We start from the raw sequence: 15,569 nt of genomic DNA on the forward strand, positions 1-15,569 counted from the left end.
GGCCTGTTCCACAAGAAAATTTATATGTTGTGGAACAGGCCGGAAAGCCTGTTGCTGACAATGGTGCCTGTTCCACAAGAAAATTTATATTTTGTGGAACAGGCATCTTACCTGTTGCTGACAATGGTGCCTGTTCCACAAGAAAATTTATATTTTGTGGAACAGGAATCTTGCCTGTTGCTGAAAATGGTGCAAAATATCAGTTAAAACAAAAAGTACCGCTGCGCCATTGGCAAAACTGTTGCCGGTTCGCAAGTTAACAATTCCCCATCCGCCCTGACTTCATAAGTTTCTGGATCGACTTCCATTTGTGGCAAATAATCGTTGAGTTTCATATCTCTTTTACTAATTTGTCGTGTGCCGGAAACTGCTACAGTGGGCTTTTGCAAACCAAGCTGTGCGGCAATGTCTCGATCGCGCGCAGCTTGGGAAACAAACGTCAGACAAGTCGCCCCAATCGCACCGCCAAAACTGCCAAACATCGGCCGCATATGCACCGGTTGCGGCGTCGGAATGCTGGCGTTAGCATCTCCCATCTGCCCATAGGCGATCGCCCCTCCTTTAATTACCAGTTCCGGTTTCACCCCAAAAAAAGCCGGCCGCCACAAACACAAATCCGCCAATTTCCCCTCTTCCACCGAACCGACATACTGACTAATTCCGTGAGTAATCGCCGGATTAATTGTATATTTCGCAATGTACCGCTTCACCCGAAAATTGTCATTAATCCCCTCTGTTTCCCCCCCTTGGTAAGGGGGGGTTATCCCTCTTGTTTCCCCCCCTTGATAAGGGGGGGTTAGGGGGGGTAAATTCCCCCGCTGCACTTTCATTTTATGTGCCGTTTGCCAAGTCCGAATAATCACCTCTCCCACTCTTCCCATCGCCTGCGAGTCAGAAGAAATCATACTAAACGCACCTAAATCGTGCAAAATATCCTCAGCAGCAATAGTTTCCCTTCTAATTCTCGACTCAGCAAAAGCCACATCTTCAGGAATGCCTCGATCCAAATGGTGGCAAACCATCAACATATCTAAATGTTCTTCTAAAGTATTGACAGTGTAAGGGCGAGTCGGGTTAGTTGACGAGGGCAAAACATTAGCTTGTCCGCACACTTTAATAATATCCGGTGCGTGTCCGCCGCCAGCACCTTCCGTGTGGTAAGTGTGAATAGCGCGATTTTTAAATGCGGCAATTGTAGCTTCCACAAATCCCGCTTCATTGAGAGTGTCGGTGTGAATTGCAACTTGCACATCGTACTCGTCAGCGACACTCAAACAAGTGTCGATCGTTGCTGGTGTAGTTCCCCAATCTTCGTGGAGTTTCAAACCCATTGCACCGGCAAAGATTTGTTCGACTAATCCTTGGGGTTGACTGCTATTTCCTTTACCTAAAAACCCTAGATTTACCGGGAAAGCGTCGGCTGCTTGCAGCATTCGGTACATATGCCAAGGCCCAGGAGTGCAGGTTGTGGCGTTTGTACCCGTTGCGGGGCCAGTGCCGCCGCCGATCATTGTCGTGATTCCAGAGGCGATCGCCACTTCAATTTGCTGCGGACAAATAAAGTGAATGTGAGTGTCAATTCCCCCAGCAGTCAGAATCATTCCTTCACCGGCAATTACTTCAGTACCAGGCCCGATAATAATATCTACCCTATCTTGAATGTAAGGATTTCCGGCTTTACCAATTTTGTAAATTTTCCCGTCTTGAATCCCAACATCTGCTTTAACAATTCCCCACCAATCTAATATTAAAGCATTAGTAATTACCGTGTCAACAGCGCCGTCCGCATTAGAAATAGGCGACTGTCCCATGCCGTCGCGAATAACTTTGCCACCGCCAAATTTAACTTCATCCCCGTAGGTTGTGAAGTCTTTTTCAACTTCTATGAATAATTCTGTATCGGCTAACCGGACGCGATCGCCCGTTGTCGGCCCGAAGGTTTCCGCGTAGGCGCGGCGATCCATTCTGTAACTCATATTAATTAGCTCCTTACTTGATTTAATTTTCCCACAAACTGGTTCACCTGTTCTTCTGTTTTAAAGAATCCTTCAGCAATTAAACCAAAGGAATCATTTTGTTCTATTTCTTGATAGTTAGGCAACAAATTAGCAAACTCTTCTGCATCAATGTTTAAATAGTTTGAAATTCTATCTATGTATACCTTAACTTTTAGACCATTCCTAGGCGTGCTTTCAGTTAACAAAAGATTTAAGATAAGTTTGCCATTTTGACTTCTTTCTCTCAATGCCAGACCTTTTGTTGTTGTATTTATCCAAAATATATCTGGTACAACTTCGTCATAAAGTAGTCTATAGACTTTTCCAAATTCATTGCTATCTGCTATTTCAAGTAATTGTTCCAGGGTCAAAGTGGGATTTTTTTTTGATATATTTACAGGTTTTATTTCAGGCTCGATAAACATTTTTCTTGCTAGTAACTCTCTACCGCTTGAGTCACGGAAATACTGGAATGTTGCGACATTGATTCTCACACCATAAGTTTCTGACAAGTATTTAATAATCCTTTCAGAAATAATATCTATCTGTGCAGCTACAATTATAATGTTGTGCTGATAATTCAAAATATCAGGGAATTCTGAGCTAAATTTATCACAGAAAGCATCTTCTAAGTTACTGCCATTTTTAGTCAGTAAATAAGCATTGGCAATTTCTGTAACTCTCTCCTTTGACAAATCCTTAACCCATGAGGCGTAATCCAAGGCTTGTGCTGTTACTTCTCTTGATGTTTTGTCCTTCTTTAACTCAACAATGACTAAATCTCCGTACCTATCTATACATAAAAGGTCAAGTTTTCCACCATAATCAGTAATCACTTGCCGACCAATTACTAAGAGATCATCTGCTAGGAGGGAAATATCATTATCTAGCCAGGTTTCCAAACGAAATTCTAAGTCTAACTTAGATTCGGTAATTTCATTCAATTTATCCTTTGATATTTCCCACAATCTAATTTGATCGGGCATATCGAATTATCCTCCTACTAATTATTCTTTTTAAGTTCGGCCAAAAAGTCTCGTCCCTCTAAAAATCTCATCCATCTAACTCACCATTCACTTTTCCATTGAAGCCGTAGACTTGACGACTACCAACAAACGGCACTAATTGCACTTCCCTTTCATCTCCCGGTTCAAACCTGACTGCTGTACCTGCGGGGATATCCAACCGCATTCCTTTTGTTTGTTCTCGATTAAATTCTAAGGCTTCGTTGGCTTCATAAAAGTGATAGTGGGAACCGATTTGAATGGGTCGATCGCCTTTATTTCCTACCAGCAACCGTAGTATTTTACGCCCTGCATTTAATTCTATTTCGCCTGCTGAAACAATCATTTCTCCGGGAATCATCTTTTCCTCCTCTGAGTCTATGTGGTTGATTTTTTAACGTATCGGATCGTGGACTGTTACCAACTTAGTTCCATCGGGAAAAGTCGCCTCAACCTGGACTTCATGCACCATTTCTGCTATCCCTTCCATCACATCTTCCCGCGTCAGGAGAGTTGTTCCGTAACTCATTAAATCGGCGACGGTGAGGCCATCTCTGGCTCCTTCTAAAATGGCGGCGGAAATGTAGGCTAGTGCTTCTGGATAGTTTAATTTTAAACCTCTTTGTTTGCGGCGCTCTGCTACCAGGGCGGCGGTGAAAATCAGCAGTTTGTCTTTTTCTTGGGGGGTGAGTTGCATTTTTATTCTTGTAAGTGCGATCGCATTATTTGGTTATGATATCGTTTACGGTTGTTGCTGAATGATTAAGAATGATTAAACCGCAGAGGGCGCAGAGGGCGCAGAGTCTCCAGAAGAGAGAGATGAATAATCTAGTTAGGAGGGCAACTATAGATTGAAACTCAAATATCATCCTATTTTATCCAAACTCTGGGCAAACAGCAAGGGCGTTCTGAAAAAGACAAGCGCAGCAAGTGCCAAATGCTGACAAACCAGTCTCTCGCTGCAGTTGTGGATGTACCGCGATATCGGCACAGCAAACCGTTAGGAATACGAGTCACGCCGACGGTGGAATTACCAGGATAAATTGTTGCCTCAGATGGCAAATCTCGCACTTTTTCGACGACTTCTGTGGTTACGGGTTCGCCTACCCAAGCGAGGGTGGCGACTACGGGTTTTCCTGCGAGGCCGTGAGGACTTTCGAGCATTTTTTCTCCACCTTTTAGCAATTGTCTATCAATCCATAAAGGACTGTTTTGTTGCCAGACTTCGGTGTGCGAGATCCATTCTCCCGACAAGAACTTTTCGCCCCTAGCACTGCGTCCAAATCTGGTAATTTCCCACAGTAAAATCTTCGCTGTTGGTGCTAATTCTACCCGCAAATTTTGCCGATATATGGCGCCATCAAAAACTATAGTTTCTTGGGGCAGCCATTCTAAATTAGCACCAGATTCTAGTTTAATGTCAATATTTTGTTGTGATTCTAGTCCGCTGCTGCGATAGATTTTACCAGCGGCGGCCGTGGTAATCAAGGCTTTGGCGTTGGCTTGGAGGTGAAAATGGCCCGAAAGTCGATCGCCCCCGACAACTCCCCCAGCCGTGTGCAAGATGACGCTGTGGCAAATCTCTTTCCCTTCAGGATAAAACGGGCGCTGCACCTTGAGGGGCGCTTGCATTTGATTGTGAATGATTTGAGTTGAGCCGCTGCGGTTAGCGTAGACTAAATTCAGGCTGCCGTGCCAGCCATTTTTAACTTGATCTATATGTTGTTTGGTCAAATTTTCAGTCACTAATTTTAAAATTTAAAAACATTCCCGATCAAAAACATACCACGACTGCGGCGCTTCCCTGCAATTAGTTAAATAATGATAATCGTTCTCTGAAATATTTTTGGTTTCTCCACTTATTAGTATAAGAATTTACATTTATCAACCATCAGATCGGCGAAGATGCGCGTACCATGTAAAAATCAGTAACTAGAGGAGTGCAGAATATGCCTCAAGTTCTCTTCAAAGTTGATTTGACCAAACCGATGTCCGAACAGGAATTAGTCGGTCACAATCGCTGGCATCCAGATATTCCAGCAGTAGTTTCCGTCAATCCCGGCGATGTATTTCGCATCGAGTGCAAAGACTGGACAGACGGACAAATTAAAAATGACGACAATCCCGACGACATTCGCGATGTAGACTTAACAGTAGTTCACGTTTTGAGCGGGCCAATTTACGTTAACGGCGCGCAGCCCGGGGATATTTTAGTAGTCGATATCCTCGATATCGGGGCTTTGCAAGGGGACGAATGGGGTTTTACGGGAATTTTTGCTAAAGAAAACGGCGGCGGTTTCTTGACCGAACATTTTCCGACTGCTGCTAAAGCAATTTGGGATTTTCAGGGAATTTATACCGCTTCCCGACACATACCAAAAGTCAGGTTTGCTGGGATTACTCATCCGGGTTTAATCGGCTGCGCTCCTTCTCAGGAATTGTTGAATAAATGGAACAAACGGGAAGCGGAATTAGTAGCCACAAATCCCGATAGAGTGCCGCCTTTAGCAGCACTGCCGAACCCCAAAAATGCTGTTTTGGGGTCGCTGCAAGGGGCAGAATTCGAGCGAGTGGCGGCAGAAGCGGCGCGCACTGTTCCTCCCCGCGAACACGGCGGCAATTGCGATATTAAAAACCTGTCGCGGGGTTCGAGGATTTATTTCCCGGTTTATGTCGAAGGCGCGAAACTTTCGATGGGAGATATTCACTTTTCTCAAGGAGACGGGGAAATTTCATTCTGCGGGGCAATTGAAATGTCGGGTTACATCGACCTCCACGTTGATATTATCAAAGGTGGCATGGATAAATACGCGATGGTCAACCCGATTTTCAAACCCGGGCCGGTGGAACCCCGCTATTCTGAGTACCTCGTTTTTGAAGGGATTTCTGTTGATGAATTTACGGGTCAGCAGTATTATATGGATGCCCACGTTGCTTATCGCCGAGCTTGTTTGAATGCGATCGAATATTTGAAAAAGTTTGGTTTTACCGGAGAACAAGCGTATTTACTGTTAAGCTGTGCTCCGGTTGAGGGTCGCATCAGCGGCATTGTGGATATTCCTAATGCTTGCTGCACGATTGCTTTACCGACAGAAATTTTCCAGATGGATATTCTGCCGTCTTAATTACAGTCCTGGACGCACGTCGAGGTCAGAAACCGGGTTTCTTCGTAAATCTCTAGTTATCAACCAACGATTTTGCAGAGAAACCCGGTTTCTTTGCCTAAGTCCTGTTAGTATCAGCAATCAAAAATTGATATGCCTCTCTACGATTTTAAGTGTGAAACTTGCGGCACTTTTGATAAGTGGCGCCCTCTTGCAGAAGCAGATACACCGGTGCTTTGTCCGAGTTGCGAAACTGTTGCTAAACGCATCTTTTCGCCGCCGATGATTCTAACTGGAAAGCTGCGGTTGAAAGGTCAAGAAAATCGGGAACCGGAGGTAGTTAAGCGTTCTGAGGAACCTAAACCGCAGCGGAATCGCGAACACCGAGGGGGACGGCCTTGGATGATCGGTCACTGATGTAGTTTGATATTCCGACAGTCCGATAGTCCGGCAGGGAATGAATTCCCTGCCTCAAAGCGAAAGTCCTCGCTATGAGGACTGTAAAGTTAGTATTTGCTTGCTGTGCGTAAGTCCTGTATTTCAGTCGGTTTCAACCGACTTTTGCTATTAGACAGGGACTTCAGTCCCTGGCGGGCATGGCGGGCATGGCGGGCATGGCGGGCCAAGGAAGTATGAATCAATTCTACTCTCTTTAAAAAAGGCTAGGGAGTATCGAAATTTTAAGCGATCGCTGCGTAACTTCTAACCAGATTATACTAATTAATATGCGTTTTAAATTATCCTCCCATGCCAGCCACCCCTGAAAGCCTCCAAAAATTCGTCACCTACTGCCAACAACACATTACAGGCGATGAAAAAGGACAAGCACAGGTATTTTTAGACCGCTTCTTTCGGGCTTTCGGCCACGAGGGGGCATTAGAAGCCGGCGCAACCTATGAGGAACGCATAGAAAAAAGCAGCAAAAAAGGTCAACTCGGATTTGCTGATTTGGTGTGGAAAAAGCACGTTTTGATTGAAATGAAAAAGCGCGGTGAAGATTTGACTAAAAGAGAACACCGCACCCAAACAGAACGCTATTATATTCGCCTCAAAAAAGACGATCGCCCGCGCTACGTGATGATGTGCAATTTTGACGAGTTTCACATTTACGATTTCGACCTTCAGCCGGATCAGCCTGTAGACATTATATCCCTAAAGCAATTGCCCGCGCGATCGCCCGCTTTTGCCTTCATGGAATCTACCAGCCGCCGCCCCATATTCAAAAACAACCAAGTCGAGATTACCGAAAAAGCTGCTAGCAGAATGGGGATGCTACTGGAAATGCTAATCGATCGCGGCCAAGAGCGCAAATTTGCTAAATTTAATCAGTTTCAGGCCCAGCGATTTGTGTTGCAGTGCGTCTTAGCAATGTTTGCCGAAGATAGAGGACTTTTGCCGCCGGCATTCTTTACTCGCTGCGTCAAAGATTGCCTAGAAGGAGCAAGTTCTTACGATGTCTTGGGCGGCTTATTTCAAGCAATGAATCAGCAGGGAGTCACGCCCGCAGGACGTTATGAAGGAGTCGAGTATTTCAACGGCGGATTATTTTCGGAAATACACCCCATTGAACTGCAACAGGGAGAGTTGAAAATATTAGAAGTTTGTGCCGAACAAAATTGGAGTCAGGTACGCCCTTCTATTTTTGGCAATATCTTTGAATCCGCTTTGAAAACAGATAAAAAACAGCGCCGCGCTTACGGGATTCACTTTACTACTGAGGGAGACATTCGTCGCATTGTTTTGCCCACAATTAGCTATTACTGGGAAGAGCGAATTAACGCTGCAAATACCGTAGCCAAACTGCAAAATCTGCACCAAGAATTAGGTCGCTATCGCGTCCTAGATCCGGCTTGTGGTTCGGGTAATTTTCTGTATGTAGCTTATCAGGAACTCAAGCAAGTTGAAAAGTTACTTTTAGATAAGCTAAACGAGTTCGACGGTACAAGAGGTTATATGAATTTAGTCACGCCGCTGCAATTTTACGGCATGGATATTAACTCGTTTGCGGTGGAGTTGGCGCGAGTGACGTTGATGATTGGCCGCAAGGTGGCGATCGACAATTTGGGATTGAAAGAACCTTCTCTGCCTTTGGATACTTTGGATAAAAATATTGTCTGTGCTGATGCTTTATTTACTGATTGGGTAAAGGCTGACGCGATTATCGGGAATCCTCCGTTTTTAGGCGGAAAGCACATGAGAATTGCCCTGGGAGATGAATATATTGACCGCGTGTTTAAACGCTTTCCTGATGTGAAAGATTCGGTTGATTTTTGTGCTTATTGGTTTCGCATTGCTCACAATAATTTAGAACTAAATGGCAGGGCTGGTTTAGTTGCTACTAATTCAATTAGTCAAGGTAAAAGTCGTGCTGCTGCTTTAGATTATGTCGCGCAAAATGGCGGTTACATTTATGCAGCCGTTTCTACTCAGCCTTGGTCTGGGGAAGCTAAGGTTCATGTTAGTTTGATTAACTGGAGCAAGGAAAAGCCGAAAGTTTACTATTTAGATAATCTCGCGGTTTCAAGTATTAACTCTTCGCTACAAGCTACGATTGATGTTTCTCAAGCTGCCCGGTTGTCAGCGAACTCAAACAAATGCTTTCAAGGTGTAATTCCAGTGGGAATGGGGTTTATTGTTACTCAACAGCAGGTTAATGATTGGATTAAAGCTGATGCGAAAAATCAAGAGGTTCTTAAACTTTTTTCAATGGGGGCAAATCTCGCAAAAAATCCTAATTGTACGCCGGAACGCTGGATTATTGATTTTAATGATATGAGTATTGAAGAAGCTAGCAATTACGAACTACCACTAGAGCATATTAGGATTCATGTTAAACCTGAACGCGAGCAAAACCGCGAAGCTATTCTGCGAGAAAAGTGGTGGAGATTTAAGCGTACTAATCAAGGAATGAGAAAGGCGATCGCCCCCTTATCTGACTACTTCACTGTACCGAGAGTCTCAAAGTGGGCTGTCTTCATTCCCGCCCCCGTTAGTTGGCTGCCGGGAGACAAATCAGTAGTTGTTGCCTCAGAAGACTTTTATATTCTCGGCATTCTCTCATCTAACATTCACCGAATTTGGATGCACGCTCAAAAATCAACTCTCAAAGGAGATATCGCATACACCCACAATACCTGCTTTGAAACTTTCCCATTTCCCCAGACACCGACTCGTAAATCAGTAGAGCAAATTCGGGCAACGGCGGTCGAATTGCATCAATACCGCACTCAACAAATGTCCGCAAAGCAGTGGGGAATTACTCAAGTTTACAATAAGTTTTTTGAAGAACCCACAAGTCAACTTTATAAACTTCATGAAGCGCTCGATCGCGAATGTAATGCAGCTTATGGATTTACTGACAGCGACGATATTTTAGCAAAAGTGCTGGAATTCAACCTAGAACTGGCAGAAAAAGAAAAACGGGGAGAGCCGGTAGTTGGGGCTTGTGTTCCAACTGACTACAAATACTAATCGCTCTTATCATAACTTTTGTAAATTTGCGTATAATCACATAGATTGTTGATATAGATCACAAACACTCTAGTCGAAAAAGAGAGATACTAGGGGAAGCCTTGAGTCTTGAGTTGTGATTTTTGAGTTAAAAATTTAAAATTTAAAAATTAAACACTCAAAACAGCTTTCTGCTTTCAGCATAAGTGCCTTCTGCATTTATTCGCTCAATTACTCCTGATTGTTTTGGGAGGAGCTTTCAATGTTATTATTTACCCACACTCAGCCCCAAGATAGCAAAGTAGAGCAAGAACACTCTGCTAAAAAAACCTTGTTACACCATTCAAACATTAATATAAGTTGGCTAAAAGGACGATTCAACTATTTGCGGATCGGTCAAAAAATCAGCTATGGCTATGCTTTAGCTATCGGCATAGCGATTTTGGGAACTGGTGCGGGACTGAGATTGGGAGACTACTTTCACCAGCAAGCTTTAGTTCAGGTAAATGTTGCTGGGCAGCAGCAGCAACTGCTGCAAAATTTGCAAAATACCGTATTTGAAGCCCGATCGCACGCGGCGAGATTGCCAGTCGTTTTGGGAAACGCCGTGTGGCTGCAATACGAACACGATCGCTTTGTCGGGCAAATCAATCAGGCCAAAATCCTGATTTCAGAACTTGAATCTTTCGCACGAGAACATCCCAAGAGACTAGCAACAGAAGAGGCAGCATTGCACGCTATATTGAAGAAATCTGCCCTCGTCATTGATTACTACGGTCAGCTAATTAAATTGCAGTTAAAAGAAGCGGAAGTTTGGAATTTGCCCCCCAACAGCATCGAGTCCGCACAGCTACAAATGTTGAGGACTAGCAGCGGCCAAGAGGCGATCGTACTAGATAACCTCGCTCAACGTTTAACTGAGCTAATTTCTCAAGTAGAAATTCACAAACAGGAAGGAACCCAAGCATTAGAAGAATCTGAAAATTTGCGAAACCGAATTATTCTCGGAAGTATGCTAATTTCAGCACTCATCGCCGCGGCGCTAGCGGACAAAACCAGCCGCGCGATCGCCCAACCCCTCGAAACAGTCACTAATGTCGCTCAGCAAGTTGCTCGCGAATCGAATTTTAACCTGCAAGTACCAGTCACAACCGACGACGAAATAGGAGTTTTAGCTGTCTCTTTCAATCAATTGATTCAGCGAGTTAGTGAGTATACAAAAGAACTCAAAGAAACTCAATCCCAATTAATTCAAACCGAAAAAATGTCGTCTCTCGGTCAAATGGTGGCAGGGATAGCCCACGAAATTAACAATCCTGTCAACTTCATCGGGGGCAACATTGACTATGCCAACCAATACATCGAAGATTTGGCAGGTTTGGTAACTCTCTATCAAGAATACTATCCCAACCCACCAGATGCCATTCTAGAGCGCATCGAAGACATTGAACTCGAATTTCTCAGAGAAGATTTGCCAAAAACCCTCTCTTCGATGAAAATGGGAGCCGATCGCATTCGCGAAATTGTCGTATCCATGCGGAATTTTTCGCGATCGGACGACGGAAAAATGAAATCAGCCGACATTCACGAAGGAATTGATAGCACCCTCGTAATTCTCAATCATCGGATCAAACAAGGTATTCAAGTTATTAAACAATACGGCAATTTGCCTGCGGTTGAGTGCTATCCCGCGCAACTGAATCAAGTATTTATGAATATTATTAGCAATGCAATAGATGCGCTGGAGGAGGTGAAAAAGGAAGACAAAGGCTATTCGCCAACGATTTGGGTGAGCACGGAAATTACAGCCGACAATACTGTCACCGTCAAGATTCGGGATAACGGGCCGGGAATTGCAGCAGCCTGTGTCCAACAGATTTTTGACCCATTTTTTACTACAAAGTCGATCGGCAAAGGTACTGGATTAGGATTGGCTATTTCCTATCAAATCCTTGCCAAGCATCAAGGCAAAATAGAGGTGAATTCTCAAATAGGACAAGGTACGGAATTTGTGATTACTTTGCCAGTTGCTGTGTAATATTCGCGGGGCGACTTCGTTTTTGTTTGGACGTGCAAAAATTAGACAATCAAAGTCCTCTTGAGGCGTGCTGGTGATACGGGATTGTACACCATCAGAGATCCGTTGAGGCGATCGCTCCCTTCAAAGCGGTTGCAGGATAGCCAGACGCTTAAGCGCGATCGCACCCTCGATCCAATCTCCGAAAGCCTGCCCATCACCTACGTTATCGATCGCAATACAATTTTTCTAAGTTTTGGCATCTCCGGGGCCGAAACTCTCAACGCCGATCGCGTTTACATTAGTGTCAACGCTTTAGATTATTCCGGCTATCGGCACTGTCGCCCCCATTATATTCAAGCCATGCAAGAAGTATTTCGGATCGGGGCATAATAGGAGAGAGAAGGCGATGCACTCTCTATCTTAATACCTCTGATTGAGCTAAAAAAGACAGCAATCATTAAATTAGGCAATAATGGGGGAGTGCCTTGCAAAAAAACTTGGTTTTGTTACGGCGGCGGTAAAGTTGCTGACGGCGTTGGCAATTCCTGTGAGGAATGAGAATTAAATAACTTCCACTCTTGAAAGTGGGATGGGCGTCCCGCCCGTCCACTCATGATGGGCGGGACGCCCATCCCACAATAACAATTAAAATTGTAAGTTATTTAATTAGCGCTCCTGAGTTAAAGCTGGCAGCGTTTCATGAGTTAAGTTTACAAGATCCGCAGCCTGATACTCGCAACCATAAAACCCCTCGATAAAAATTTTCTTAATAATTTTGCCACAACACTTGACTGAAGCTTAACCAACGGATAATCTATTTTAATGAAAGTTTCTTCCAAATAGCTTATAATAGTTATGCAATTTTCAACTGCCACTCAAACTCCTAAAAATTATGAAGCGGCGGCATTTTGTTGGGTTATCCCTATTGTTTGTAGCAAGCTGTTCTACAACAGTAAATCAATCTAATCGCACTTCTTCCAGTTTGGCCGTAAGTGAACCTGAAACCCTTGAATTTGCTGTGACTGATGTTCATGGTGCAGAAGATTTGCAGCAAAATTATCAAACCTTTCGCAGTGTTCTTGGGGAAGTTTTGGAGAAAAAAATTGAATTGTTCCCTGTCGATAACTATATAGAAGCAGCAGTAGCTCTCCAGTCTGGTCAGCTAAAACTAGCTCTAACAGGGCCATCTGAATATGTGATTATGCGGGCCCGGACAAATGCTGTTCCCATCATTGCCATCACCCGCCCCGACTATCACTCAATTATTCTTGTTCGTGCCAATAGCGAAATTAAGTCCGCAGCACAATTGAAAGGTAAAACAATAGCTATGTGGGAAATAGGTGCAACTGGTGGTCATCTAAGCCCGATTAAAATTCTCCTGGATGCTGGCTTAAATCCCCAATCCGACTTCAAAATCTCAATGTTGGGAATCAAGGGTTTGCAGGCTCTCAAAAAAGACCAAGTTGATGCCTTAGCAATTGGTGTGAATAGATACAAAGATTTACTCAAAACAGACAGTTTATCAACCAAGGATTTTCGGATTATTGCCACAGGGCAACCCTTACCTAATGATTTGTTTGTTGCTAGTAGTAATCTGCCTAATACTCTTGTTGAAGAAATTCGCGATCGCCTGGTCGAAAATCAAGATAAGCTAATTGAAGCAATTTTAGTTGGGAAAGATAATGATAAGTATCAAGGAGCTAAACTGGTCCCAGCAAACGACAGTGATTATAACATGATTCGTGAAGTTTATAAAGCTATTGGTCAGGGGAATGTTTTGTAAGGTTAAGTTTTATCTAATGCCGACTTTGTAGTAGGGCGTTAGCCCTTAATCCATAAACTATAGAGAAGATTTGGTACTAGGAATCAGAAAGTTTATTTACGTGCATTTACTAATTGATAAAGTTGTTAAAATTTAGCTCAGGTTGCCAGTATGCAAAAGTTTGAACAGGGAGAGAATAGGGCTGTGAGGTTCAAAAACCTTATCCTAAATAGAGGTAAAAATAATGTCCCTGTCAGTGAAGGATCTCGCGAAATTAAAAATTATCTCAAAAAAACTCCCTTCATTGCAATTAACCGTTTCATTTCTCGTTTGAGCATTGCCCAAAAAATTAATTATGGCTACTCCCTAGCAATTGGAATAGCCGTACTAGGAACCACAGGGGGAATGATCTGTGGAGACTATTACCAAAAGCAAGCTTTCAAAGCTTTAACCTTCGCCGACGATCAACAAGATTTGCTCAGGGATTTAGAATATTCCGTGCAGGTAGTCCAGTCACATCCCAAACGACTAATATCTATCTTGGGAGATTCAATCTGGTTTGAATATGAAACTGCTAAGTTCTCGAAAGATGTTAAGGCAGTTAAAAAAAATATTGCAGAAATAGACACTTTTAGTGAAGAATACTCGGAAGAATTAGCAGTAAATTATGCTGAATTAAAGGAATTATTAGACGGTTACACAACTGCGACAGATTCGTATTCTAAATTGCTCAAATCTTTTTGGCAAGAAATAGCTCCCTCCTCACTAAAACTAGAGGACGTTAAACAGGCGCAGCAGCAAGTATTGGATTTAATCAGAGGGGATAGAGCTGTTAAGCTCGATGTTAAGTTTGAGCGACTGTCAGAGAGTTTAAGCTTGATGACAGAAGTAGCTAAGGCACAGCAGAGACAAGCTTCTGTTAATTTTAAGAGAGCTGAGAAATTGCGAGTGCAAATCATCGTAGTGAGTATGTTAGTTTCAGTTGTGATCGCTACTTTTCTAGCCATTTGTACCAGTCGCGCGATCGCCATCCCTATCCAAGCTGTAACCAGCGTGGCTAAAACTATTACTCAACAAGCAAACTTTGATTTGCAAGCGCCTGTCACCACAGAAGATGAAGTGGGAACCTTAGCAAAATCCATCAATCAATTAGTTCAATGGGTAGCAGAATACACCCATGAATTAGAGCTGGCTCGCCAAACTTTGGAAGAGCGAGTAGAAGAAAGAACAGAAGAGCTTACAGCAGCGCTTCACCAACTAAAACACACCCAAACCCAGTTAATCCAAACCGAAAAAATGTCGAGTTTAGGGCAGATGGTGGCAGGGGTAGCCCATGAAATCAACAACCCTATTAACTTTATTCACGGCAACCTAGAATATGCCAACGAGTATATTATAAACTTGCTGCATTTACTTCGTCTATATCAGCAGGAATACCCGCAACCCACAGAGGCGATCGCAGAAGAAATCGCAGAAATAGAACTAGAATTTATCACAGAAGATTTACTAAAACTTCTTGAATCTATGAAAATAGGTTCAGAACGCATCCGGCAAATAGTTTTGTCTTTGCGAAATTTCTCTCGCTTAGATGAATCTCAAATGAAATTAGTTGATATTCATGAAGGCATTGACAATACACTGTTGATTTTGAACAGTCGGCTCAAGCAGGGAATTGAAGTTGTCAAAAACTATGGAGACTTGCCAGAAGTAGAGTGTTATCCAGCGCAGCTAAATCAAGTATTTATGAATATTATAGCAAATGCGATAGATGCACTAGAACAATCATCCCATGACTCTAAAAAAGAGAAAATTCCTCAGATTTTAATTCAGACGCAAAAGTTGGACAGTAGCCAAATTCTGGTGCGAATTTGCGATAACGGCCCTGGCATTCCATCCGCAATCCAAAACAAGCTATTTGACCCATTTTTTACAACTAAAGAACCAGGAAAAGGCACTGGTATCGGACTCGCAATTTGCTACCAAATTGTGGAAAAACATCGGGGAAAAATAGAGGTAATTTCATCTTTGGGAGGGGGAGCAGAGTTTGCGATCGCACTCCCCGCCTCATCTCAAACTTGAAGCTAGATATTGTCTATTTTGAGGACATTAATGTGTTAACGACGGCACATAATTTGTTATTCGACTATTTAAACTCAGCTCCGACAGCCGCCCAATTTCCCAAACCAGCCGATTTGCTCAACCAGTTGACAGCCCGACGTAAAAAGTCGGGGC

12 protein-coding genes and 1 pseudogene are annotated in these 15,569 nt (G+C 43.3%); 8 read left to right on the top strand and 5 right to left on the bottom strand.

All coding sequences use genetic code 11. The features are described 5' to 3' along the window. Nucleotides 1-24 precede the first annotated feature (24 nt). Entirely contained in the window at nucleotides 25-207 is a 183-nt protein-coding gene (locus QT984_RS18415; protein ID WP_333056337.1) for a hypothetical protein, read from the top strand. Here QT984_RS18415 and ureC read toward each other — a convergent pair. From ureC to QT984_RS18440, 5 genes are all read right to left on the bottom strand, one after another. After that, complete coding sequence (gene ureC / locus QT984_RS18420; RefSeq protein ID WP_333211426.1) at nucleotides 204-1,976, bottom strand: urease subunit alpha; 1,773 nt, start codon at nucleotides 1,974-1,976, stop codon at nucleotides 204-206. The genes QT984_RS18415 and ureC overlap by 4 nt on opposite strands. 5 nt (nucleotides 1,977-1,981) lie before the next feature. Continuing rightward, nucleotides 1,982-2,983 (bottom strand): DUF91 domain-containing protein, encoded by a 1,002-nt coding sequence (locus QT984_RS18425; RefSeq protein ID WP_333056339.1) that lies wholly within the window; start codon nucleotides 2,981-2,983, stop codon nucleotides 1,982-1,984. A 67-nt stretch (nucleotides 2,984-3,050) separates the two neighbouring features. Continuing rightward, nucleotides 3,051-3,362 carry an urease subunit beta gene (locus QT984_RS18430; RefSeq protein ID WP_333056340.1) on the bottom strand — a complete coding sequence of 104 codons (312 nt, stop codon included), beginning with the start codon at nucleotides 3,360-3,362 and terminating at the stop codon, nucleotides 3,051-3,053. 33 nt (nucleotides 3,363-3,395) lie between these two features. Continuing rightward, nucleotides 3,396-3,698, bottom strand: a complete 303-nt coding sequence (gene ureA / locus QT984_RS18435; protein WP_006635319.1) for an urease subunit gamma — start codon at nucleotides 3,696-3,698, stop codon at nucleotides 3,396-3,398. Between the two features lie 173 nt (nucleotides 3,699-3,871). Beyond that, nucleotides 3,872-4,747 (bottom strand): urease accessory protein UreD, encoded by an 876-nt coding sequence (locus tag QT984_RS18440; protein WP_333313141.1) that lies wholly within the window; start codon nucleotides 4,745-4,747, stop codon nucleotides 3,872-3,874. A 203-nt stretch (nucleotides 4,748-4,950) separates the two neighbouring features. Here QT984_RS18440 and fmdA point away from each other — a divergent pair, with 203 nt between their 5' ends. The 7 genes and pseudogenes from fmdA (at nucleotide 4,951) to QT984_RS18475 (ending at nucleotide 15,416) form a co-directional block, all read left to right on the top strand. Then, complete coding sequence (gene fmdA / locus QT984_RS18445; RefSeq protein ID WP_333211431.1) at nucleotides 4,951-6,126, top strand: formamidase; 1,176 nt, start codon at nucleotides 4,951-4,953, stop codon at nucleotides 6,124-6,126. Between the two features lie 132 nt (nucleotides 6,127-6,258). After that, the gene (locus QT984_RS18450; RefSeq protein ID WP_333211433.1) at nucleotides 6,259-6,522 is read left to right on the top strand and encodes a zinc ribbon domain-containing protein; all 264 of its coding nucleotides are present in this window, start codon (nucleotides 6,259-6,261) and stop codon (nucleotides 6,520-6,522) included. Nucleotides 6,523-6,852: 330 nt separating this feature from the next. After that, on the top strand, nucleotides 6,853-9,576 hold the full coding sequence (locus tag QT984_RS18455) for a DNA methyltransferase (RefSeq protein ID WP_333262315.1): 2,724 nt from the start codon (nucleotides 6,853-6,855) through the stop codon (nucleotides 9,574-9,576). A gap of 241 nt (nucleotides 9,577-9,817) precedes the next feature. After that, nucleotides 9,818-11,593 (top strand): ATP-binding protein, encoded by a 1,776-nt coding sequence (locus tag QT984_RS18460; protein WP_333211437.1) that lies wholly within the window; start codon nucleotides 9,818-9,820, stop codon nucleotides 11,591-11,593. Nucleotides 11,594-11,725: 132 nt separating this feature from the next. Then, nucleotides 11,726-12,133 (top strand): annotated as a pseudogene (locus tag QT984_RS18465) (7-cyano-7-deazaguanine synthase). Nucleotides 12,134-12,467: 334 nt separating this feature from the next. Then, nucleotides 12,468-13,358, top strand: coding sequence for a phosphate/phosphite/phosphonate ABC transporter substrate-binding protein (phnD, locus tag QT984_RS18470; RefSeq protein ID WP_333056345.1), 891 nt, complete (start codon nucleotides 12,468-12,470; stop codon nucleotides 13,356-13,358). Nucleotides 13,359-13,508: 150 nt separating this feature from the next. Next, nucleotides 13,509-15,416 (top strand): ATP-binding protein, encoded by a 1,908-nt coding sequence (locus tag QT984_RS18475; RefSeq protein WP_333374619.1) that lies wholly within the window; start codon nucleotides 13,509-13,511, stop codon nucleotides 15,414-15,416. Nucleotides 15,417-15,569: the final 153 nt, after the last annotated feature.

Source organism: Microcoleus sp. Z1_B2, from assembly GCF_036700325.1.
Lineage (GTDB): Bacteria > Cyanobacteriota > Cyanobacteriia > Cyanobacteriales > Microcoleaceae > Microcoleus.